This window comes from Anaerolineae bacterium, assembly GCA_013178015.1.
Classification (GTDB): domain Bacteria; phylum Chloroflexota; class Anaerolineae; order DRVO01; family DRVO01; genus Ch71.
Genome location: JABLXR010000056.1, coordinates 1 through 23286, shown reverse-complemented (window position 1 = coordinate 23286; position 23286 = coordinate 1). Strand labels below are relative to the sequence as shown.

17 protein-coding genes and 1 tRNA gene are annotated in these 23286 nt (G+C 65.8%); all 18 read left to right on the top strand.

Going from position 1 to position 23286, the window contains the following annotated elements:
- Positions 1-934: DUF1998 domain-containing protein (locus HPY83_17140; GenBank protein NPV09670.1), on the top strand; the 934-nt coding region annotated here is incomplete at its 5' end.
- A 10-nt stretch (positions 935-944) separates the two neighbouring features.
- Positions 945-3857 carry a DEAD/DEAH box helicase gene (locus tag HPY83_17135; protein ID NPV09669.1) on the top strand — a complete coding sequence of 971 codons (2913 nt, stop codon included), beginning with the start codon at positions 945-947 and terminating at the stop codon, positions 3855-3857.
- 11 nt (positions 3858-3868) lie between these two features.
- A complete protein-coding gene (locus tag HPY83_17130) occupies positions 3869-7963 on the top strand; it encodes an N-6 DNA methylase (GenBank protein ID NPV09668.1) in 4095 nt (1364 codons plus the stop codon).
- A gap of 47 nt (positions 7964-8010) precedes the next feature.
- The gene (locus tag HPY83_17125; protein ID NPV09667.1) at positions 8011-8673 is read left to right on the top strand and encodes a hypothetical protein; all 663 of its coding nucleotides are present in this window, start codon (positions 8011-8013) and stop codon (positions 8671-8673) included.
- Positions 8674-9850: 1177 nt separating this feature from the next.
- On the top strand, positions 9851-10972 hold the full coding sequence (locus HPY83_17120; protein NPV09666.1) for a hypothetical protein: 1122 nt from the start codon (positions 9851-9853) through the stop codon (positions 10970-10972).
- A 62-nt stretch (positions 10973-11034) separates the two neighbouring features.
- Positions 11035-11802, top strand: a complete 768-nt coding sequence (locus tag HPY83_17115; GenBank protein NPV09665.1) for a glycerophosphodiester phosphodiesterase — start codon at positions 11035-11037, stop codon at positions 11800-11802.
- Between the two features lie 69 nt (positions 11803-11871).
- The gene (locus tag HPY83_17110) at positions 11872-13050 is read left to right on the top strand and encodes a rod shape-determining protein (GenBank protein NPV09664.1); all 1179 of its coding nucleotides are present in this window, start codon (positions 11872-11874) and stop codon (positions 13048-13050) included.
- Between the two features lie 15 nt (positions 13051-13065).
- Positions 13066-13905, top strand: coding sequence for a rod shape-determining protein MreC (gene mreC, locus HPY83_17105; protein ID NPV09663.1), 840 nt, complete (start codon positions 13066-13068; stop codon positions 13903-13905).
- Positions 13898-14422, top strand: a complete 525-nt coding sequence (gene mreD / locus HPY83_17100; GenBank protein NPV09662.1) for a rod shape-determining protein MreD — start codon at positions 13898-13900, stop codon at positions 14420-14422. Before mreC ends, mreD begins: the two co-directional genes overlap by 8 nt.
- A gap of 12 nt (positions 14423-14434) precedes the next feature.
- Entirely contained in the window at positions 14435-16324 is a 1890-nt protein-coding gene (gene mrdA, locus HPY83_17095; GenBank protein NPV09661.1) for a penicillin-binding protein 2, read from the top strand.
- A gap of 10 nt (positions 16325-16334) precedes the next feature.
- Positions 16335-17126 carry a septum site-determining protein MinC gene (gene minC, locus HPY83_17090; GenBank protein NPV09660.1) on the top strand — a complete coding sequence of 264 codons (792 nt, stop codon included), beginning with the start codon at positions 16335-16337 and terminating at the stop codon, positions 17124-17126.
- Positions 17111-17905, top strand: a complete 795-nt coding sequence (gene minD / locus HPY83_17085) for a septum site-determining protein MinD (GenBank protein NPV09659.1) — start codon at positions 17111-17113, stop codon at positions 17903-17905. Before minC ends, minD begins: the two co-directional genes overlap by 16 nt.
- Positions 17906-17914: 9 nt before the next feature.
- Entirely contained in the window at positions 17915-18187 is a 273-nt protein-coding gene (gene minE / locus HPY83_17080; protein ID NPV09658.1) for a cell division topological specificity factor MinE, read from the top strand.
- Between the two features lie 3 nt (positions 18188-18190).
- Positions 18191-19288 carry a rod shape-determining protein RodA gene (locus HPY83_17075; protein NPV09657.1) on the top strand — a complete coding sequence of 366 codons (1098 nt, stop codon included), beginning with the start codon at positions 18191-18193 and terminating at the stop codon, positions 19286-19288.
- 195 nt (positions 19289-19483) lie between these two features.
- On the top strand, positions 19484-21697 hold the full coding sequence (locus HPY83_17070) for a hypothetical protein (GenBank protein NPV09656.1): 2214 nt from the start codon (positions 19484-19486) through the stop codon (positions 21695-21697).
- Between the two features lie 56 nt (positions 21698-21753).
- Positions 21754-21829, top strand: a tRNA-Arg gene (locus tag HPY83_17065).
- Between the two features lie 336 nt (positions 21830-22165).
- Entirely contained in the window at positions 22166-22597 is a 432-nt protein-coding gene (locus HPY83_17060) for a hypothetical protein (protein ID NPV09655.1), read from the top strand.
- 220 nt (positions 22598-22817) lie between these two features.
- Positions 22818-23286 (top strand): hypothetical protein (locus HPY83_17055; GenBank protein NPV09654.1); only part of this gene is annotated, 469 nt, incomplete at its 3' end.

Genomic DNA, 23286 nt, shown 5'->3' with positions numbered 1-23286 from the left:
CGGCTGGTTGCGCGGCCGGGAGCCCGGGTTCACGCTGGATCTGGCCAGTGGGGCCTGGGTGACGGAGCGTACGGACGGGGGCGGGATGAGGAACGAGTACCGGGATCTAAGATCCAATGTGCGCCTGTTCGTGCGCGGTACAGCCAACGCCCTGCTCCTGCGAGTCCCCGATGTCGATGCCGAAGGAAGGGAGGCGTTGCTAGCTAACCTCCAATACGCCTTGTGCCGTGGCATCCAGCAGTGTTTCCAGGTGGAGGAGGACGAGCTGGCCTCCGAGCGCATCGGCGACGGCGAGCAGCGGAGCATCCTGCTCTGGGAGGCAACCGAGGGCGGCCTGGGAGTCCTGCATCGGCTGGCGGAAGAACCCGATGCCCTGGCCCAGGTGGCCCGCACCGCCCTCGACATCCTCCACTTCGATCCTGAGACGGGCGAGGACCGCCGTCCTCCCGAAGATGAGGAAAAGGGCTGCGCTCGTGCCTGCTACGACTGTCTCCTCTCCTACTACAACCAGCGCGACCACTTCCTTCTGGACCGGCGTCTAGTGAGGGATTTCCTGATGGCCTTGATGCGCTCCTGCACCCGCACCGGCAGCGAGACGCGCGACTACGAGGCTCACTATCGCTACCTGCGCTCCCTCACCGACACCCGCTCCGAGCTGGAGCGTGAGTTCTTGGACCTCATCTACCACAGCAGCCGTCGTCTACCCGATGCTGCCCAGAAGCAACTGCAGGACGTCTTCTGCCAGCCCGACTTCTTCTACGAGCCTAACGTCTGTGTCTTCTGTGACGGCAGCGTCCACGACGAGCCTCAGCAGCGCCAACGCGACGAGGCCCTTCGGCGCGAGCTTCGCGACCGGGGCTATCGGGTGATCGCCATCCGCTACGACCGTAGCCTCGAGGAGCAGATCGAGGCCCATGGCGACGTCTTCGGGTGAGGGTGAAGCCATGCAACCAGGTTCCCTTGTCCGCTACCGCGAACGCGAGTGGGTGGTGCTCCCCTCGCCCAACCCGCCATTGCTGCTGCTCCGGCCCATCGGCGGCAGCAGCCGCGAGATCTGCGGGGTCATTGCCCCTCTCGCTGAACTGGCCGGCTACACTCTGCCCTACGAGCGCATCGAGCCGGCCCAGTTCCCCTTGCCCTCCCCCGATGATGTGCAGGACCATGCCGCCGTGCGCTTGCTGCTGGCGGGGGCCAGGCTGCTGCTGCGGGAGGGGGCTGCTCCTTTCCGGTCTCTGGGTCGCCTGTCGTTTCGCCCCCGGCCCTACCAGTTCGTGCCCCTGCTCATGGCCCTGCGGCTGGACAAGGTGCGAGTCCTCATTGCCGACGACGTCGGCGTGGGCAAGACTATCGAGGCCGGGCTCGTCGCCAGAGAGCTTCTGGACCGGGGTGAGGTGAGCCGAATGGCCGTCCTCTGCCCGCCCTACCTGTGCGACCAGTGGCAGAGGGAGCTGCGGGAGAAGTTCCATATGGATGCGGTCGTCATCCGCTCCGGCACCCTGGCGCGCCTGGAACGCGACCCCCAGAAGCCTCCTGATGTCAGCGTCTTCCAGCATTACCGTTACTTCGTGGCCAGCATTGATCTGGTCAAGGCTGACCGTTACCGGGCCGCCTTCTTGCAGCACTGCCCGGAGCTGGTGCTGGTGGATGAAGCTCACGGTGCCGCCCAGCCACCCAGCGGCCGCCGCGGTCGAGCGCAGCAACAGCGACACCGGCTGCTAAAGGAGCTGGCGGACGACCAGGAGCGCCACCTGATCCTGCTCACCGCTACCCCGCACAGCGGCATCGAGGAGTCCTTCCTTTCCATCCTGGGGCTGCTGCGGCCGGAGTTCGGCAGGCTGAGCCTGGCTCAACTGCACGAAGGCGATCGGTGGCGGCTGGCCCGTCACTTTGTGCAGCGCCGCCGGGGAGACGTGCTCAAGTGGATGGGCGAGGAGACCCCCTTCCCCGAGCGCGACGACCACAACTCCGAGCAGCCCTATCACTTCTCCATCGAGTACCGGCGCTTCTACGGGGAGGTCTACGACTTTGCCAGCGAGATGGTGCGCTCCGCCGAGACCCTCACCGGCTGGCGCAAGCGCATGCGCTTCTGGTCGGCTCTCGCCCTGCTTCGCTGCATCACTTCCTCGCCCGCTGCAGCCGAGGCGGCCCTTCTCAAGCGCATGGCCGACGACGATGGCCGGCCAGCGGCCAGCTTAGAGGCTCTGGAGGTGGCCACTGACGAGGAACTGGAGGAGACCTTCGAGCCGGTGGTATATGACCCGCTGGAGATCGAAACCGCGGTGGACGCCCAGCCCTCCAGCGTCTTCGACGCTCAGGAGCAGGACGACACCTGGGGCGGCGGCGACCGGCGCAAGCTGCGCCAGTTCGCCCATCAGGCTCACCGCCTGCGGGGCGATGCCGACAACAAGCTCCTCACCTCGGTGAAAGTTGTGGGGGATCTGCTGCAAGCGAGCTTCCAGCCTATCGTCTGGTGCCGTTATATTGCCACCGCTGACTATGTGGCCGCGGAGCTGCAGAAGCGCCTGGAAGGACGCTTCTCTAACTTGAGGGTGGCATCCGTCACCGGGCTGCTCTCGGACGAGGAGCGCCAGATCAAAGTGGCTGACCTTGCCCGGGCCAAGAACCGGGTGTTGGTGGCCACCGACTGCTTGAGCGAGGGCATCAACCTGCAGGAGCACTTCAACGCCGTGGTGCACTATGACTTGCCCTGGAACCCCAACCGCTTGGAGCAGCGCGAGGGGCGGGTCGACCGCTTCGGCCAGCCGTCCCCGGTGGTGAAGGTGGCCCTCATCTATGGCCAAGACAACCCCGTGGACGGGGCAGTGCTGGACGTGCTCCTGCGCAAGGCGCGGGAGATACGGCGCGACCTGGGCATCCATGTGCCCGTGCCCGTGGACAGCGAGGGTGTGATGGAAGCGGTCCTGCGTTCCCTGTTCACCCGTGCCAGCTACGGTACTCAGCTCAGCCTGTTCGACCAGCCTGGCGATGTCGCTACCATAGTGCGGCAGGTGCAGGAGGAGCAGGACCGCGCCGCGCAACGCGAGAAGGAGAGCCGCACCCGCTTCGCCCAGCACGCCATCAGGCCGGACGAGGTGGAGGGGGAGCTGCGCCAGACGGATGCGGTGCTGGGCGACCCAGCGGCAGTGCGCGACTTCCTCCTCGATGCCTCCCAGCGCTTGGGGTTCAGCCTCAGCCAACGAGGTAGCGGCCGCTGGGAGGTCGGCCTCGCCGGGCTGCCGGCAAGCGTACGCCAACGCCTGGGCGCTGTTCCCGACCCCTGGCCTATCACCTTCACCTCGCCCACGCCGGCAGGGCTCGACTATGTGGGCCGCAACCACCCCTTCGTCGAGGCTCTGGCGGAATACCTTCTCGACCTGGCTTTCCACCCCCAGCCATCCCTGCGACCGGTGAGCCGCTGCGGCGTCGTGCGCACCGGCCAGGTGCAGCGGCGAACCGTGCTTCTCCTCCTGCGCCTGCGCTACCTGCAATACGAAGGGCGCGATGACAGACCCAACCTGACTGAGGAGACGCTGGCCTGGGGTTTTCAGGGTCTGCCGCCATCTCTCTCCCCCATTCCCTTCGAGGAAGCGAGGCAGTTGCTGGATGCTGTGCAAGCCGTAGGGAACGTGCCGCCAACGGAAAAGCGAGAGGTAACCGAAGAAGTCCTTTCCTGGTGGCCTCAGTTGCAGCCCACGCTGGAGGAACTGCTCCGGCAGAGGGCTGCCCACCTGGCGCGCGCCCATCAGCGCCTACGCCAGGCCCCGCGACAGGCGACGGTGCGCCTGGAGCCGCAGATGCCGCCGGACCTCCTGGGCCTGCTGGTGCTGTTGCCGGTTCCTGAGGGGGTGAGAGGGTGAGTCAGGTAACGATTGCCATCGAAGGGGGCCTGCTCTCACCTGACTTCCTAGAGAGCGTCGCTCAGAGAGAGGGGCAGAAGCCGGCCGACTTTGGCCTGGAGTCGCGCCGGTCCCTGGACTACGAGGTGGCGGCCGTCTGGAGCGACGTGCGCTCCTACTGGGATGCCTTCCAGCGCCGGATGGCACGCGCTGGAGGTGAATCCACCGTCACTGTCACCCGGGAGCAGTGGCTGCTGCCCTTGCTGGAGGCCCTGGGTTACCGCGTCACCTACCAGAGAAGGGCGGCCCTGGTCGACGGGCGGACCTACGCCATCTCGCATCGGGCAGGCGAGGACGAGGAGGCGCCCCCGGCGCACCTCGTCGGCTGTGACCAGGAGCTGGGCAGTGGCTCGCCTGCTCGTGCCGGCCTCTCTCCCCATGCTCTGGTGCAGGACTACCTCAACCGCAGCGAGCACCTCTGGGGCCTGGTCAGCAACGGTTACCTCTTGCGCTTGCTGCGGGACTCTTCCTACTTCACCCGCCCCACCTACATCGAGTTCGACCTGCGCCAGATGTTGGAGGGCGAACTCCTGGACGAGTTTATCCTCTTCTATCGCCTGGCTCATCGCACCCGCCTGCCCCAAGGCATCGAGGACGCGCACCAATGCCTGCTGGAACGCTACCATCAGCAAGCGATCGAGGAAGGGGGGCGCATCCGCGAGGGGCTGAGGGAAGCCGTGGAGAGGACCATCCTCACCCTGGGGAACGGCTTCATGCGTCACCCCAAGAATGGGGAGTTGCGGGAGAAGGTGCGCTCCGGCCGGCTTGACGCTCGCCAGCTCTACCAAGAACTCCTGTACCTGGTGTACCGCCTGCTCTTCCTGATGGTGGCGGAGGAGCGGGACCTGCTCGGCAGTGGCCACGAGAGCCGAACTCGCCTGTACCGCGAGCACTTCGGGATGAGCCGCCTACGCTCCCTGGCCGAGGAACCCCTGAGCGCCCCCGAACGCTTCCACGACCTGTACCTGGGCCTGCGCACCCTCTTCACCGCCCTGCGGGAGGAGCGCTGGGCGGCTCAACTGGGCCTTACGCCGCTCAACGGGGAGCTGTTCGCCGCCTGGAAGATGAGCCATCTGGAGGACGCCTGCCTCAGCAACCGCGACCTGCTCGATGCCGTGGGCGCCCTGTCCTACTTCGTCCCCAAGGACGAGAAGGTGCGGCGACGGGTCAACTACCGCGACCTGAACGTGGAGGAGCTGGGCAGCGTCTACGAGAGCCTGCTGGACTACCACCCGGTGATAGGCGAGGACCTCAGGTTCGTCTTCGTGTCGGGGAGTGAGCGCAAGAGCACCGGCTCCTACTACACCCGGCCGGAACTGGTGCAGGAACTGATCCGCTCCGCCCTCGAGCCGGTCATCAATGACAGGGTGAACTCCCCCGTTGAGGCCAAGGCGGCCTTGCTGTCGCTGAAGGTGTGCGACCCGGCCTGTGGCAGCGGCCACTTCCTGCTGGCGGCGGCCCGGCGCATCGGCTTGGAGTGGGCAAGAATCCAAACCGGCAGCGATGAGCCCCCGCCCGAGGCCAGGCGCCAGGGCACCCGCCTCGCCATCACCCACTGCCTGTATGGCGTGGACAAGAACCCCCTGGCGGTGGATCTGTGCAAGGTGGCCCTCTGGATCGAGGGGCACGAGCCGGGCAAGCCCCTCACCTTCCTGGACCACCGCATCCGCTGCGGCGATTCCCTGGTGGGCGTGGCCGACCTGGACGTCCTGCGGGAGGGCATCCCCGACGAGGCCTACGCTCCCGTCACCGGGGACGACAGGGGGGTGGCCCTCACCCTGAGGCGGACCAACCAGGAGCAGCGCCAGGGGCAGCTTCCGCTGACGGTGGAGCCCGGCGAGGCAGCGGCTACCCTGGCGGGGGAGTTCGGCGCCTTGAGCGAGATGCCTCACGACACCGTGGCCGACATCGCCGCTCAGGAGGAGCTCTACGCCGACATGCGTCGCCGCGAGGACTGGCAGCGGCTGAAGACGGCCTGCGACCTGTGGACGGCGGCCTTCTTCGTGCCCCTGGACGAGGAGCACGCCGGCAGCGGCTACGGGGATGACGCCCGCATCCCCACCACCGCCAGCCTCTGGCAGCACCTGCGCCAGCCGGCCGGCAGCTACCCGCCCTTGCTGGCCGAGGTCCAGGCTCTGGCCGAGCGGCACCGGTTCTTTCATTGGCCTCTGGAGTTCCCCGACGTCTGGGCCCGGGGCGGGTTCGACGTGATGCTCTGCAACCCGCCCTGGGAGATGGCGCAGTTTGATGACCGGGAGTTCTTCTCGCTACACAGGCCCGCTATCGCCCTGGCGCCCAACATGGCGGCAAGGGACCGGATGGTGCGTGAGCTCAGGGACTCTGATCCGGAGTTGCACAGGAGCTATGGCTACGCGAAAGCTGCGAGCGACAAGGTCAAGAGCTACTACCACGGTTCGGGCAGGTTTCCGCTGGGTTCCCACGGGCGCGTGAACCTGGCTCGCCTCTTCGCTGAGCTTCTGCGCCGCCTGGTCAAAGCTGGCGGTAGAGCTGGGGCCGTGCTCCCCACAGGCATCGCGACGGACTCCTTTGGGCAGCACTTCTTCGCCGACCTGGTGGAGTCGGGAGAGCTGGCCAGCCTCTACGACTTTGAGAACCGGGAGGCCCTCTTCCCTGGGGTGCACCGCAGCTACAAGTTCTGCCTGCTGACGCTCAGACCTAACCCCCCGGCCTCCTTCCCCTCTAGGGAAGGGAGTGGCGTGCTCCCCTCCCCGCGTAGGGGAGGGGCCGGGGGAGAGGTCATGTCCTTCGCCTTCTTCCTCACCCACCCGGGGCAACTGCGAGACGAGGAGCGTGCCTTCAGCCTGACGCGGGAGGACTTCCGGCGCCTGAACCCCAACACCCGCACCTGCCCGGTCTTTCGCACCGGCGCCGACGCCGAGCTGACGCGCAAGATCTACCGGCGGGTGCCGGTGCTGGTCAACGAGGCCACGGGCGAGAACCCGTGGGGCGTCAGGTTCAAGCTCATGTTCATGATGAACACTGATTCCCACCTCTTCCGCACCCGGGCGGAGCTGGAGGGGCAGGGCTACCGCCTGGTGGGCAACCGGTTCGTGCCTGAGGGGGTGACCAGGTGCGTGGGTGACGACACCTCATCACCCCATCACCCTCTCACCCAATCACCCCCTCATTCCTACCTGCCGCTGTACGAGGCCAAGATGATCTGGCAGTTCGACCACCGCTTCGGCAGCTACGAGGGGGTGGACTCCCGCAGCAACACTCACCTGCCCAACCTCACCCCCGAGCAGCACGCCGACCCGGCCCGCCTGCCCCTGCCCTGGTACTGGGTGCCGGCGGAGGAAGTGGAGGCCCGCCTGGGCGACTGGAAGCGCGGCTGGCTGCTCGGTTTCCGCGACGTCACCAACGCCACCAACGAGCGCACCGCCATCTTCAGCCTGCTGCCGAGGGTAGGGGTGGGGCACACGATGCCCTTGCTCTTGTTGAGAGAGATGTTGTCGACTCTTGCGCTGTGTTGCTTGCTGGGCCTACCGAACACTCTGCCCTTTGACTGGATTGCCCGTCAGAAGATGGGTGGCATGCACCTCACGTACAACTATCTCAAGCAGTTCCCCGTCCTTCCGCCCGACGCCTACACCGGCGCTGACTTCCCCTTCATCGTCCCCCGTGTGCTGGAGGTCGTCTACACCGCCTGGGACATGAAGCCATTCGCCGACGACGTGTGGCGGGAGGCGGATGAGCCCCTGAGGCAGGCCATTCAGCAGCAATGGGAGGCTAACCGCATCGCCACCGGTGGGCACACCTGGCAGCCGCCCGAGTGGGCCGAGGTGGCTGCTGACGGCATGCCGCTGCCGCCCTTCCGCTGGGATGAAGGGCGCCGCGCCGTCCTGCGGGCAGAGCTGGACGCCTACTACGCCAGGCTGTACGGCCTAACGGAGGAAGAGCTGCGCTACATCCTCGATCCGCAGGACGTCTACGGCCCTGACTTCCCGGGGGAGACGTTCCGGGTGCTCAAGGAGAAGGAGCTGCGCCAGTACGGGGAGTACCGCACTCGGCGGCTGGTGCTGGAGGCGTGGGGGAGGGTAGGGTAGGCGGTACCGGCACAACACCTGGTTCGCTCAAGGGAGGTGAAGCAGCAGTGTCTGAACAGACCGAGCCGACACGGTGCGACGCTGAGGACCAAAGATGGGAGAATGTCCGTTCCCTCTACTGCGCAGCGGTGAGCATGTGGGCTACCGCGGGCTCGGACAGCGTCGGTAGGCTGAACGGCTTCGCGCTCACGAATGCCGCTCTCATTGCCGGCATCCTGGCCCTCTTGAGCAGCCCCAACCTGGCAGGCCAGGGCAAGCCTCCTCTTTCCACTGTCAGCCTCATCTTGGCCTTCGTGGCGGCCTTGGCGGGTATCGCTTTCACCCTCGTTGCTGGCGGCGCCATGCTGAGGAGCGTGGCGTACGCCAGGGTCTACATGGCGGTGGCGCGGCGCAGCGAGGCTCTACTCGCGGAGCAGGTCCCGCAGCAGGCCGTGGATCGGGGAACACAGCTTGTGGGCGCAAGGGATCCCGAGGACCACCTGAACCGCAACGTAGATGGCTTGGGGCCGATCCTCGCCGGCATGCAGGCCCAGAGGCGAGGGTTCAGAGGGTGGCATGGCTCGCCGGACATAGTCGTCTTGCCGTGCATCGCGTATGAGGCGCGGTACGAATATGTTGTCTTGTGCCTCATGGTGATGTTCGTAGTGCTGTACCTGGTCATACTCCCACACGTGATACTCCTGTACCTGACCAGCTTGGTCGTAACTTGATCCTCCTGGGCGCAAGAGAGTGCGCACTGGCAGAACCGGCGAACGCGTCACCTGGTCCGTCCCGTGGGGGTGCAACTGGAGCTGGAGGACTTGTGGCCCGTGCTCAGGTTCGGCCCGAACCTCACGAGGATGGTGAAGCGCTCGCCAGGCGTGCGGTGACGTTCAGGTGGGAGTGACCGGGGAGGCGCCCTGGCTGTCGCCCCTAGAGTTCTGCCAGGCGCGGCATTCGGCGTTCAGTGGTAGGCGTCCCGCCAGGAAGTCGCTACGCAGGAGCCGCCTGCAGCACGGCCCGCGGCTAGAGCGGCTGGCTGGCACCGGCGCTTTCGTGTTGCCCGCCAGCCCGGCACTGTACACCCGGTGCTGATGCGTCAAGCGGTGGGGGCAGCCTGCGCCTCTGGTCTGGGAGTACATGGAGTACAAAGAGTCGCTGGAGGCACGGCGCCGGCTCATGGCCCGGGTGATTCGCGATGCCTTTTTGCGCCTGAGCGACTGAGGGCTGCGCCATCGGGCTGGTGCCTGCGGCCTAGAGACATCTCAGGGCTCAACGTCTGCTGCCGACCCTGATAGCCCGATGGCTCCGCGTAAGTGAACCCTACGCGGGTCGAGCTACGCCCGGCGGCATTCACAACCGTGGCGCTCTGGTCAGGGATGAAGCCTCTGGCCGCTACCCCCTTGGCCACGTTCTGGTTGTGCCACGCACCTATACCTCTTCTGGGCAGGGGATTGCCTGTGCCCCATCGGGCGCGACAGCCGATGCCTCGACGGGCGAGGCGGTGGGCCAGCCGGCGAATCGCCTCTCTGAAAGAGCCGGTGGCTCCTCGCTCTGGATCACGGCGGTCGAAGGCGAGCGAGGCGCAAGAGGTGGTGGGAGCGCGCTTCTCCAAAGCGTCCGAGGCAGGACCCGACGCACGATGGCATCCAGGCGGCCGTGTTACCCTCGCTATAGCGGAGCTGAAGCTGCCAACAGCCTCAGCTGTGGTTGCGCGTCTCGGGATCTCTATGTTGCTATGCTGATTGCTTGCGGTGGCACGACCGAGGAGGACCCCCGCGCAAGGCCTTGCGGTACCCTGCTTTCATGCGGTGTTGGGCCACAATGGCTTGCTGCCGGGCGGGTGTGGGTGCTATCCTTGTCGGTTGCACCGGGCATGGTGCGGGCAAGGGAGGCAGGGTAGCTTTCATGGAGGTTCCGTCTTTGGAGTGTGCCAACACAATACTGGATCTGCCAGCGCTGGTGGACGGGCTCAGCGCGGAGCAACGAGATCGCTTCGACCGCCTGTTCCGGGTATCGTCGGTGACGGGCCAGATGCGGGTGCCAGCGGCTATGAGGCCGTGGGTGGAGCAGAGGTTTGGCTCCGTGGCCGGCGTCGAGGCACAGCGGATCGTGAAGGTGACCAACCTGGTCACTCTGGAGGGGGCGCTGTTCAACGAGATCCGCTCCTGCCGACCATTCGAGGTCTGTGAGTCGGCCACGATCGAGCAGATAATCGCGGAATCCGAGGGCGACCCATTCTGTCATCCGCTGACGGGCACTCCGGAGGACCCGTTTGGCCGGGTGCGCGGCCAGCATTGTATCACTGCCAGTAACGTGGCCAAGTACGACGGGTTCCATGGGTTGGTGATCTTCGATGAGCACGACCCCCTCAGGTGGTCTGAGGCCGAGATCGCGGACTACCTGCGCACCGCCCTGACCTGGGCCGAACGGGCGCGAGAGCTGGATCCCTCGTCGGTCTACTTCTTCCTCATGTGGAACTGCTTGTGGAAGAGCGGAGCCAGCATCGTGCATGGTCACGCTCAGATGACTCTGTCGCAGGACATTCACTATGCCAACGTGGAGTGGTGGCGCCGGTGCTCCCAGCAGTACCGGGCCGACCATGGCACTGACCTCTTTGATGACTTGTGGAAGGCTCACAGGGACCTGGGATTGGGCTGGGAGGACGCGGGAGTACGAGGGCTCGCCCACCTGACCCCGATCAAGGAGAAGGAAGTCCTGCTTCTGGGACCGGCGCTCGATGAGGCCATGGCGGGTGCCGTCTACCGGGTTCTGGAATGCATGGTCGAGCGGATGGGCGTGCGGTCCTTCAATGTGGCATTCTACGTACCGCCGCTGGCGGAGACGGCAGAGGACTGGAGTGGCTTCCCGGTGATGGCCCGCCTGGTGGATCGTGGTGACCTCACTAATCGGGTGGCCGACTTCGGAGCCATGGAGCTGTACGCCTCGAGCGTGGTAGCCAGCGACCCGTTTGCAGTGGCGTCTTGCCTGGGACAGGCGGTCAGGCAGGCTGATCTAGCCGGCTCCTAAGCTGTCGGCTCATCGCCGAGCTCGGGCCGGGGGCGCACTACGCTGGGGGGAAGCGAAGGACAATGATTGAGCTGGATGCGATGGGGACGGGAAAGGTCGTTGTGGTAGGCCACCGGGGCGCGGCGGGGCATGCCCCAGAGAACACTGTGGCCTCGTTCGAGAAGGCGGGCGCGTTGGGAGCCCACGCTTTCGAGTGTGACTTGCAGATCACGGCCGATGGACAGGTGGTCGTCATCCACGACGCTATGGTGGACCGAGTGACCAACGGGCGAGGTAGGGTAGACCAGTACACCCTGGCGGACCTGAGGCGGCTGGATGCCGGCAGCTGGTTCGACCAGGAGTACGCTGGCCAGAAGATTCCTACCTTGTCTGAGGCGGTGGCGGCCAGCCAACGCATCGGGCTGGACCTGGTGCTGGAGATCAAGGGCGAGCCGGAGCCGTCCCCGGTGTTGGTGGAGCGGACGGTGAGCGCTGTCCTGGAGTCCGGCTGGGCCGACCACACTGCCATCATTTCCTTTCACCACCCCTGCCTGCTGTGGGTGCGTGAGATCACGGACCTCATCGCCACCGGCATCCTGTACGGACACGGGACCCCGGATCCGGTAGCCGAAGCTCGGCGGTTCCAGGCCAATTCTATCCGCCCGCACCAGGCGCGAGTGTCGGCCCAATTGGCGGAGGAGGCCCACGCGGCTGGACTGTGCCTCCACGCCTGGACGGTGAACGACGGGAGCCGGGCTGTCGAGTTAGCGCAAATGGGTGTAGACTCCATTGGCACCGACTACCCGGACCGCATAGGCGCGGCGCTGCGGGGAATCGGAAGACTGGCCTGAGGCAGACGCGCCCGCTGCACCCTCTACCCTTTCACAACCGCTTCGCTGCCTGAAGCTGGCGTCCACCGGATGTATCCAGGCCGTGTGGTCGCGTACCTGAGCGTGTGCTATAATCGCGGCGGCACAGGGAGAACTCGCACTCCTGTGGACGCTCAGACTTCACCTGGCCACCAGGAGTACAATTGCGTGTTTAACCCACTCAACTCCCTTCTGGGTCTGTTCTCTCTCGACATCGGCATCGACTTGGGCACCGCCAACACGCTGGTGAGCGTGCGGGGGAAGGGGATCGTTATCAACGAGCCTTCCGTCGTCGCCATCGAGGCCAAGTCCAAGCGAGTGGTCGCCATCGGCCTGGAGGCCAAGCAGATGGTCGGGAGGACCCCGGCCAACATCGTGGCCATCCGTCCCCTTCGGGATGGCGTCATCTCAGATTTCGACGTCACCGAGAAGATGCTGGTGTACTTCATCCGTCGAGTGCATCAGCAGATGATGCTCAGCTTGCCTCGTCCGCGGGTGGTGGTGGGCATTCCCAGCGGTTGCACGGAAGTGGAGAAGCGGGCCGTCTACGAGGCGTCGCTCAACGCCGGGGCCCGCGAGGCCTATTTGATCGAGGAGCCGATGGCGGCCGCCATCGGGGCGAATCTGCCGGTCACCGACAGTGTGGGCAGCATGGTGGTGGACATCGGGGGCGGCACCACCGAGGTGGCGGTCATCGCCCTGGGGGGCATCGTGGTTAGCCGCTCCATTCGGGTGGCGGGCGACGAGATGGACGAGGAGATCATCCGGTACGCGCGGGAGAAGTACAACCTCCTGGTGGGCGAGCGGATGGCAGAGAAGGCCAAGATGGCCATCGGGTCGGCGTATCCCCTGGAGCAGGAGCAGACCATGCTCCTGCGGGGTCGCAACCTTCTGACGGGGCTGCCCCAGTCGGTGGAGGTGAGCAGCGTCGAGATTCGTGAGGCGCTTTCGGGGCCGGTCCATATCATATGCGATGCCGTCCGCAACACGCTCGATGAGACGCCGCCCGAGCTGGTCGCCGACCTGATGGAACATGGCATTGCGCTGGTGGGTGGTGGCGCCTTGCTGCAGGGCCTGTCTCAGCGCCTGGCTGAGGAGACCCGGATGAAGGTGGTGGTGGCGGAGGAGCCGCTCACGTGCGTGGCCAAGGGCGCGGGGAGAGTCCTGGAGGAGCTCGACACTCTGCGCAAGGTGCTCTCAGCCACACACAGAGACGGCCGCTGGGGATAGAGCCGGCACCCGGTTGTGAGGAAGCGCGACCTGTTCCCCATCCTCCTGTTGGCGACGGCGGTGGCTCTCCTGGTGAGCGATCAGATAGAAGGAGTGAACGCCGTCAGCAGCTGGGTCGCTGACCTGTCCAGCCGGGGGCAATCGGCCGTCTCGAGCCTGGTTCGGAATGTAGGCAACGCCCGCGTGTTCTTTCAGGATCTTGAGCAGCTGCGGCAAGAGAACGAACTGCTGAAGCGTCGGGCGGAGGAGCTGACCGTGCAGCTGGTGGCTCTGCAAGAAGTAGTGGCGGAGAATGAGCTGCTGCGCACGGAGCTGGGGTTCGTTCGCTCCCAGAGGTCGCTGCGGGTAATGGGGGCGAACGTGGAAGCCAGAGTAGCTGGTAGGGAGCCGGGTAACCTGATCCGGGCTCTCCTGATCTCCACCGGCGCGGATGGGGGCTTGCTGCCTGACATGCCAGTGATAACGGGCCGGGGACTGGTGGGCCGAGTGGTCGAGGTGGCAGGGCATTCGGCGCAGGTGCTGCTCATCAACGACGCCCGTAGCGCTGTAGCGGCCCTGGTCCAACGCACCCGAGCTTCGGGGATCGTCAAGGGACAGCTTGACGGCAGCATCGTCATGGAGGGCATTGATTGCGATGCGGACGTGCAGGTCGGGGACGTGGTGCTCACTTCGGGGCTGGGAGACGTGTTCCCGAAGGGCATCGTGATCGGGCAAGTGAGCGAGGTGATACGAAGCGACACCGCCATGTTCCAGAAGGCTGTCATTTCGCCATCGGTGGACCTCAGCGACCTCGAGGTGGTGGTGGTCATCCTCGAACACGAGCCCGGGGTGCCGGTAGAGACGGCAGGTGATTGAGCCGCGAGACTCCCGTTGGCGTCACGCGGTGGCGGGCGTCTTGGTTCTCGGGTCGCTTGCCTTTCTGCAGGGCTCGGGGGCGCTTCGCCTGGGCGAGGCGAGAATCGGGCCGGATCTGGTGCTCTGCGCCGTTCTCTCGTGGGCCTTTCTGAACGGAGCCGGGGCCGGGGCGGTTTGGGGCTTCGTCGGTGGCCTGATCTTGGACGGACTGAGCGCCGGTCCCTTTGGAGTGGGGTGCTTCGCGCTCACATTGGTGGGGACGCTGGCGGGGTTGGGTCGCTTCGGGCTCTACGCGGACGATGTGGTGTGGGTGACGGCAGTCGGCGCCCTGGGCAGCATGGCATTCTACGCCATCATGCTGCTGGCCGGCCGAGTGGAGGGCGCCTCAGTGCCGTTCGTTCCGGCCCTGGTGCGGGTGGTGTTACCGGCGGTTCTCTTGGACATAGTCTGCGTACTGGCATGGGTGTCTGTCCTCCGCAGAAGCCATCGCCGCTTGGCTGGACGGTATCAGGTCTAGGAAAGGGCGGACATGGCCGCTGAGAGCGGGAAGAACGGCAGGATCAAGTTCAGCCGCAGGGCTCTGCTTGCTGCCTTCGGGGCCCTGGTGGGACGGCTGTGGATGCTTCAGGGACGCAGCAGTGCCAGCTACCTGGACGCGGCCGACCGACAACGGTTCCGGGTGCTCTCTGTGCCTGCCGATCGGGGGGTGATGTACGACCGCGAAGGTCGGATACTGGTGCGGAATGTCCCCTCCTTCAACGTGGTGATCTCGCGGCCGGATCTTCCCGAGGATGAAGTGGCCCGCAGGCAGGTGCTGGAGCGCATCGGGGCCCTGCTGGACATACGCGTCTCGGGCCCGGCCGAGGACGGGCGGGAGACAATAGAGAGCATTCTGGAGGCGGCCAAGGACCTGCCGTTGCTTGAGCCGGTGGTGTTGCGGCGCGGCGTGGACGAGGAGACCGCCTTCGTCATCGAGCAGCAGCAGCTGACTCTCCCGGGCATAAGCGTTCAGGTGGAGGCCAGGCGGGAGTACCCGTACGGCGAGTTGCTGGGACACGTTTTGGGATACGTTGGGCCCGTACCGGCCGAAGCGGTAGAGGAGTATCGCCGCTGGGGATACTCGCCCAATGACACTGTGGGCCAGACCGGTCTGGAGCACAGCTATGAGTCGGTGCTCCGGGGCAGGAAGGGCGAGCAGCGCCTCGAGGTCAACGTCGAGGGGCGCAAGGTGCGGGTCGTGGGCCAGCCGGTGGAGCCGGAGCCGGGCGCGAACTTGGTATTGACGATAGACGTAGAGCTGCAACGGGCAGCGGCCGAGGCGCTCCGGAAGGGCATGGCGCGCAAGGAGTCTCCCGCCGGGGTGGTAGTGGCGCTCGACCCGCGTGACGGTGCCATACGAGCCCTGGTGTCGCTGCCGGGCTATGACAACAATCTGTTCTCGGGGGGTATCAGCCACGAGGACCTGGTGCGCCTCTCCGAGGATCCCCGGTTTCCCCTGGTCAATCGGAGTATCTCCGGCGTGTACCCGCCCGGGTCCACCTTCAAGATGGTCACGGCTTCGGCTGGCCTCCAGGAGGGAGTGATAGATCGGGAGACCAAGCGAACCTGCGGCGGGGTCATGTACGTCACCAGTGACGATGGCAGCCAGAGGTACCCTTTCTACTGCTTCAATCGAGGTGGGCACGGCAGCCTGAACGTGATTGGGGCCATTAGGCACTCATGCGACATATTCTTCTACCAGGTAGCGGGAGGGTACGAGGACTTTGCCGGGCTGGGGCAGAAGCGGTTGGCCTCCTATGCCCGCCACTTCGGCCTGGGGAACCTCACGGGCGTGGACTTGCCCGGCGAGCTCCCCGGCCTGATTCCGGATCCGAAGTGGAAGAGACTCACTCGCCAGCAGCTATGGGTAACGGGAGACACGTACAACGCCGGCATTGGGCAGGGTGACATCCTGACCACGCCGCTCCAGATGGCCTGTGTCACCATGGCGGTGGCCAATGGGGGAACGGTCTATCAACCTCGCTTGGGTGACTACCTCATGGATGGGCGTGGGAAGGAGATCGCCAGATACCTCCCCCGTGTGGTGGGACGGGTGCCGGTTAGCGCAGGGAACCTCGAGATCGTCCGTCAGGGGATGCGTGAGGCGGTGGCAATAGGTACCGCTCGCAGCCTGGGCATAAAGGAAATCGAGGTCGCGGGCAAGACTGGTACGGCCGAATTCTTCGGGCCGCGCACTCCTGACGGGCACCTGCCCATGCATGCCTGGTTTGTGAGCTTCGCGCCCTTCGAGGAGCCGGAGATCGTAGTGGTGGCCCTGATCGAGGACAGTGGAGAGGGAGCGTATTACGCCGTCCCGGTGGTGGCGGAAGTCCTGCGAGCCTACTTCGGCCTGTCCCCTTCTGCCACAGCGGCTTCCTGAGGCGGGGCTGATGAGCGGGATCGGTAGGCTGAGAGGCACGACGTCCGGGCTGGTGATTGACCTGAGCGAGATGTCGGGTTTCCAGGAGGCACACGCGGCCCTGGTAAGGACACTGGCGGACCGCGGGTCCTTCCTCAGCGGGGCCAAAGTGGCGCTCGACCTGGGGGCGCTGCCGCTCATGGTGGTCGAGCTGCAGGCGCTTCTGGACGAGTGTCGGGAGGCCGGTCTCGATGTTATCGGGGTCTTGAGCCGGAACGAGCGAGTGCGGTCAGTGTCCCAGGCTATGGGATTACTGCCCGGCTTCGAGGACGGCCGGGAGGCAAGCCCATCGGCGGGGAAGGAGCCAACCACATCGCCTGGGATGCGAGATACCGAATGCGGCATCTTGGTGGGTACGGTGCGTAGCGGCCACAGCGTGTGGCATCCGGGCACGATTCTCGTGTTCGGGGACGTGAACCCTGGGGCGGAGGTGGTGGCGGGAGGCAGCGTGATCGTATGGGGAACGCTGCGTGGTACGGTACACGCCGGGGCGTCCGGCTCCGAGGACGCCGTAGTCTGTGCGCTGAGCCTGCAGCCGACCCAGCTGCGCATCGGCGATGAGATCGCTCGCGGGCCCGACGAGCCAGAGAGCGACCGGGGAGCGGAGATGGCCAGGCTCCAGGGAACCTCCATCGTGGTCGAGGAGTGGTCCGGGGGGCGCCGGCGACAGAGGCGAGCAGGTTCAGCAGGCGACGTGAGGTCGAATCTGAAGAGCATGTTAGGCAGAGTGCGCAGAGGAGTAAAGCCATGGGGCGCGTCATAACGGTCACCTCCGGCAAGGGTGGGGTGGGCAAGACCACGGCCACCGCGAACATCGCGGCGGCGTTGGCCTCCCAGGGGCAGAGGGTAGTAGCGGTAGACGCTGACATCGGCCTGCGCAATCTCGATGTAGTGCTCGGACTGGAGAATCGCATCGTCTTCGACGTGGTGGATGTGGTGGAAGGGCGGTGCCGGATCCGTCAGGCTCTGATCCGCGACAAGCGCGTGCCGGACCTGTTTCTGCTACCGGCCTCGCAGACTCGGGACAAGGACGCGCTGGAGCCTCACCAGATGGTAGAGGTATGCAACCAGATGCGGGAGGAGTTCGATTTCATCCTGGTGGACTCGCCCGCGGGGATCGAGGGGGGATTCCGGGTGGCGCTGGCTCCCGCGGACCAGGTTCTGATTGTCACCACGCCGGAAGTCTCGGCGGTGCGGGACGCAGATCGGGTAATCGGGTTAGTGGAGGCGGCGGAGAAGGGGCCGGCCTTGCTGCTCCTAAACCGGGTCAAGCCGAGCATGGTGCGCCGGGGTGATATGTTGGGCCCGGAGGACGTAGTGGAGATCCTGGCGGTGGACCTGGTGGGGATGGTGCCGGAGGATGAGGCGGTAGTGGTGTCTACCAACCGGGGCCTGCCCCTGGTCCTGGACGGGAGGCACCCTGCCGGGAGGGCGTTCAGCAACATCGCGGCCAGGCTGTCAGGGCGAGACGTGCCCATGAACGATATTGAGGAGGATCGGGGAATCCTGGCTCGCATCGTGCGTTTCGTTCGCCACGGATGAGGAGGAATGATGAGCCTGTTCTCGCGCTTGCTCAGGCGGAGCCAGCCCAGCAGCCGCGACGTAGCCAAGGATAGACTGCAACTGGTGTTGGTGCACGACCGCATTCGCATTCCCCCTTCACAGCTGGCGGCTCTGAAGGAGGAACTGTTGGCGGTGATCAGCCGATACTTCGACGTAGACAGGGACGGCGTAGAAATCACCTTTGCTCAGAGCCAGCGGGCTAGCCGTCTGGTGGCGGAGGTGCCGGTGTTCGCCAATGCCAGGGGGATGGAGAAGGGTTAGGCATTGTACAGCGCCCGCAGGAGTGCCTGGGCTGGCTTCGACTTCCCGCTTCTGGCTGCCGTCGTGGTCACCAGCCTGTTCGGGCTGGCGATGGTTCACAGCGCGGTGAGGGGCTCGCCCGGCCTAGAAGGATCGGTGCAGCGCCAGGCGGTCTTCCTGGTGGTGAGCCTGGTCCTGGCGGTCCTCGTGTCCACCGTGGACTATCGCCTTCTGGTGGGATCGTCGGCCATACTGTACGGCTTGGGGTTGGCCAGTCTGCTGGTGGTGCTGGTTCTCGGGGCGATCCAACACGGCGGGCAGCGGTGGATTCAAGTGGGGGGAGTGACGTTCCAGCCGTCAGAGGTCATGAAGGTTATTCTGCTTCTGGCTCTGGCGCAGTATCTCGGTCCTCGCTCCGACGGGCCCTCGCGGTTGCACTATCTCATTGTGAGCGGTGCCATCACGGCGGTACCACTGCTTTTGGTATACGCTCAGCCTGACTTGGGGACGGCCGTGGTGCTGCTGGTGATATGGGCTGGGGCTGTGTTCGTGGCCGGGGTGAGCCTGTGGCAGGTGGGTTTGCTGGGGGTGGTGGGGCTGGCGGCGTCGCCCCTGATCTGGCTCAACCTCGAGGACTACATGCGGGATCGGGTGTTGGCGCTGGTCAGGCCCGACCACAACCCCCAGGCTTCTTTTGTGGTGGAACAGGCTCTGATTGGCATCGGATCCGGATCCATTTGGGGTAAGGGTTACGCCTCCGGGAGCCAGAGCCAGCTTCACTTCCTCCGGGTGCGACATACTGACTTCATCTTCAGTGTCATCGGGGAGGAGCTGGGCTTCGTGGGGGCTGTGATGACTATGGCCCTGCTCGTGTTCATCTGCTGGCGCCTCTTCGGCGTCGCCGAGACTGCACCTGACGGCGCCGGGCGTATCATCGCCTCGGGAGTGGCCGTCATGATCGCCTTCCAGACACTGGTGAACGTGGGGATGAATCTGGGCTGGCTGCCGGTGACCGGTCTCCCACTGCCGTTCATCAGTGTGGGAGGGAGCGCCGTGTTGGCTCAGTTCCTGGGTATCGGGTTGGCCGAGAGCGTGGCGGCCCACCGACTTGCTCCGAGCTGAGCCCTCCGGGTCGAGATAGCACCGGTCGCATCGAAGGGTCCCCGGACGGGCGCGGCTGTCTCCCCTCAACGCCGACCTAGCGCCTCCCGGCTAGCCTAGGCCGCTGCATGGCATTGTTCTTGCAGATTCCCGGTTGTCGGCGTCCCCTCTGATGCGATCAGAAACTGGTGCAGGTTCTCCTCGGGAGTGCAGATGGTGAGCGAGCTGGTTACCCGCGCCCAACAGGTGGCGGTGGTGGACGGAGTGAGGTTGGACGGGGTGTCCAACATCCTGGTCGGGGAGCAGGTGGCCAAGTTGCCGTTTGCTCGCGCTCGCGGCCGGCTCTACGTCCTGGTGGAGCCGCTCGGCGATCGCGCGGGCTGGGAGGGCCTCTGTCGCGAGATCGCCCAGGCGGTGCACGACGAGTACTACTACTCGAGCGGCAGCGTGACGGCCGGGCTGAGGCGCGCCCTCGAGCGGGCCAACACCCTCCTCTGCGACATGAATGTGGCGGAGGCGCGTCGAGCGCCGCGGCTGGCGGGCATCAGCGCTGTGGTGATCAAGGGAAACGACGTCTTCATTGCTCAGACGGGGCCGGCACTGGTCTACGTGGTGCGCAAGGGCGCGTCCGCCGACGACCGCGGGGGAGCTCTGGCCACTCGCTTTCCCGATGATTCCCCCTGGCTGGACATGTCGCCCAGGCAGGCGATGGAGGAGGGCTACGCGCCTCCCATCGGGCTCTCGAGAGAGCTATCGGTGGACCTGTTCCACACCCAGCTGAGCGTGGGGGATAGGGTGGTAGTGGCGGAGAGCCGGGTGTCGTCCTTCCTCGATGAAGACGAGGTGGCGGAGACTTTCGGGGCCGACGATCCCGAGTCCACGCGCCGACTGCAGGCCCTCTTTGCCGACCGTGACCTCTCTCTGCTGGTGATCCGAGCCGACTCAGGCGACGGCACTCCGGGCGAGCGCGGGCCGCGGCGGTTGGGACCACTGTCGGAGATGACTATTCCGCCAGTCTCCTCTGCGGACCGAGCACCAAGCTCGGTGGCCGACGAGGCGCCGAGCGTTCGGGGGGTGCTGCGGGACCTGGGGACTCGAGTGGCCAGGATGGGAGCATATGCTGCCGAGCAGGGCCGGGTCATCTGGCGGAGAATGCTGCCCGGCTCCGACCGCAGCCGGGCAGCCCGCGAGCGACGAAGGCGGGGCCGAGGGCTCTCTGTGGCCCCGGCCACCGTGCGTCGGCCTGCGGATGACCGTCTAGTGTTGATCGGTATGCTGGCAGGCGTGGCGGTGCTGGCGCTGGCTGGCTATGGGTTGCTCCGATGGCAAGGCGGGCGGGTGCAAGCAGGCCGATACGAGCGGGCCATCCAGGCGGTGCAGACCAAGCTGGCGGACGCCCGGAGTGCCTCCAGCCCGGAGGTGGCCAGGCAAGCTCTGTACGAGGCCGACGTCCTCCTCACTCGGGCGATGGAGAACCCGGTTGCCGGTGCCGAGGCGGCTGAGTTGAGCAAGCAGCTGGGGGATGAGCTGGACGCGCTCGATCGCGTGGTGCGGCTCTACTGGTTGCCTGTGCTGCGGGAGTATGCGGATCTCGGCACGCTGGCTTCCGACGTACTGATTCATGGGATCGACATCTACAGCCTGGACGTGGGGCTGGGCCGGGTGTACAAGCACCTGTTCAACCCCCTCATGGACGGCCTACAGGACCTGGGGGCGGATGTGCCTGAGGTGCTGCTGCGGACTGGCGACGCCCGGGACGGCCTGACCGTGGGCCGGCTTCGGGGCATGACCTGGATGCCGCCAGGGCCCGGCCGCGAGTGGGGTTCTCTGCTGGTGCTTGAGGAAAGCGGGGCGCTGCTGGAGTACGAGCCCAGTTCGGGCATACGGGTGTTGCCGGCGGCGGCGAGGGCCCGCCTCCAGGACCCGCGAGCCATCGCTGGCTATGAGGGCCGTCTGCTGGTCCTGGACGCGAAGGCCAACCAGATCCTGGTGTTCGAGCCTGGCTCCGGCTCCTACGACGTCGAGCCCGTACCTTACACCAACGCCGATCTGCTCCTCAGCGGCGTGGTGGATATGGCAGTGGATGGGGACGTGTACCTGCTCTACGCGGACGGGCTGGTGGTCAAGCTGCGGGGCGGGGAGCAGACGAGCTTCGAGCTGAGCGGGCTGCACACTCGCATCCGCAATCCGGTGGCCATTAGTGTCACTCCGGACGTCCCGGGGCAGCCCGGGTACGTGTACATCGCCGATGCAGGGAACGCTCGGGTGGTGCAGTTCACCAAGGACGGCCAGTTCGTGCGGCAGTTCCGGCCCAAGCGAGGCGACGATTCCTTTGCCGGGCTGACGGGGCTGTTCGTGGACGAGGAGGCCCACAAGATGGTGGTGCTGAGCGGGAATAGGCTCCTGCTGGCGAACGTGCCCACGGAGTGAGCGGCGAAGGGCGGTTGCGACGGCCGCTCCCGGGGCGGTATAATGACAGGGAGTAGGCGCCCGTAGCTCAACGGATAGAGTAGCGGTCTTCGAAACCGTTGGTTGTGGGTTCGAATCCCGCCGGGCGCGCCAGGGAAGCCTTCCGGACCGATGTCTGGAAGGCTTCTATCGTGCTCGGGCCTCGTTCTCGCCGCATTGCGCCGTTGCCGTACGAGCCCCCGAGCATCGCTGCGGAAGACCACTGACGGCCGCAGCGTTGGCGCCAGCCTGGGTACGATCGCCCTGAGTTGGCCGTGGCGAATGCTGCTGAGAGTGCCTCGCCGGTCCAGGAACCCAATCTCGGAGTTGCCATTGGCGTAATCCTCACGAGGCAATATCATACAATGCGCAGAGCCAAGTTGGGAGCTCGTACCCGCTGCGACCCAGAGCGTAGGGCGACGGGTCGGAGGGCGTCGCAGGGACACGGTCGTGACACCGGAGCAGCGAGCCAGACAGAACATTGATGGCCTGCTTGAGGCCGCCGGCTGGGTGGTGCAGAACCTGAGCGCCCTGGACCTATCGGCCAGGCGGGGCGTAGCCGTGCGGGAGTTCCCCCTCTCTACCGGCACTGCAGACTACCTGCTCTTTGTGGACCGCAAGGCCGTGGGGGTGCTGGAGGCCAAGCCCGAGGGTACCACTCTGAGCGGAGTGGCCGAGCAGTCGAGCACCTACGAGGCCGGCATCTCCGACCACGTGCCCCATGTCCGCGAGCCGCTCCCATTCGTGTACGAGTCTACCGGCGTGGAGACCTACTGTCGCGGCGGGCGTGACTCCGAAGTGCTGGCAGCCAAGATATCGGAGGATCGGGAGGCGGCTCCGGACCAGTGCCGGGCGCTGTGGGAGGAGGCGGGGGCACAGTAAGCGTCTGGTCGGTTCGAGGGCGGATTCCTGCTTCGCTTCGTTCCTCGTCCTACTTATGATCTGGCCTAGGGCCGATCCGATGGCGACGCGTCGCTCCATGGGTGAGCGAGGTGAGCGCCGACGAAAGGAAACCCACATGCGCCGTCGCTTCGGTGATTCGTGGCCTGGTATCCTGTGACACATGCGGTTCAGGCTTTCGCTGTCTGGAGCGGAACACCTGATGTCCGGAGGACCCTACCACATCCGCAGGCGCATTGAACAGCGGCTGGACTCCTATCTGGCCATTGAAGTGGTGCTTAGGTGCGCGCAACACATGACGGGCAAGGAGGCGACCGACCTCCAGCACGTGCGGCGGTACCCACCATGGCTCTTGCTCCTGCTGGTGAAGTGGGTACTCATGCGAGCGAACGTCAGGGTCTCTCTCCTCAGACCGCTGGCCGATAGGCAGTTCGAGGGTCTGGTCGACCTAATGCACCGCCTGTCGGGCTGTGTACGCTTGCCGGAGGCGTACGACAACCCCTACCTCCTGGTAAGGAATCTTGCCTTCCAGCAGTTCTACTTGCACCATCGGAGTCCCTACTCGTTCGCAATGGGCCGCCTAGGGACGAACCAGCTCCTGTTTGGGTCCCTTCCCAGCGCTCACCCTTTCCAGGCTGACTTCGCCCGCATCACGGGACTGACCATCAGCC

What these genes read in the sequence shown, in the direction of transcription:
- HPY83_17135 (NPV09669.1), top strand. Translation starts at nt 945, where the DNA reads ATGCAACCAGGTTCCCTTGTCCGCTACCGCGAACGCGAGTGGGTGGTG.
- HPY83_17120 (NPV09666.1), top strand. Translation starts at nt 9,851, where the DNA reads ATGGAGGTTCCGTCTTTGGAGTGTGCCAACACAATACTGGATCTGCCA.
- HPY83_17115 (NPV09665.1), top strand. Translation starts at nt 11,035, where the DNA reads ATGATTGAGCTGGATGCGATGGGGACGGGAAAGGTCGTTGTGGTAGGC.
- HPY83_17110 (NPV09664.1), top strand. Translation starts at nt 11,872, where the DNA reads ATGTATCCAGGCCGTGTGGTCGCGTACCTGAGCGTGTGCTATAATCGC.
- mrdA (NPV09661.1), top strand. Translation starts at nt 14,435, where the DNA reads ATGGCCGCTGAGAGCGGGAAGAACGGCAGGATCAAGTTCAGCCGCAGG.
- minC (NPV09660.1), top strand. Translation starts at nt 16,335, where the DNA reads ATGAGCGGGATCGGTAGGCTGAGAGGCACGACGTCCGGGCTGGTGATT.
- minD (NPV09659.1), top strand. Translation starts at nt 17,111, where the DNA reads ATGGGGCGCGTCATAACGGTCACCTCCGGCAAGGGTGGGGTGGGCAAG.
- minE (NPV09658.1), top strand. Translation starts at nt 17,915, where the DNA reads ATGAGCCTGTTCTCGCGCTTGCTCAGGCGGAGCCAGCCCAGCAGCCGC.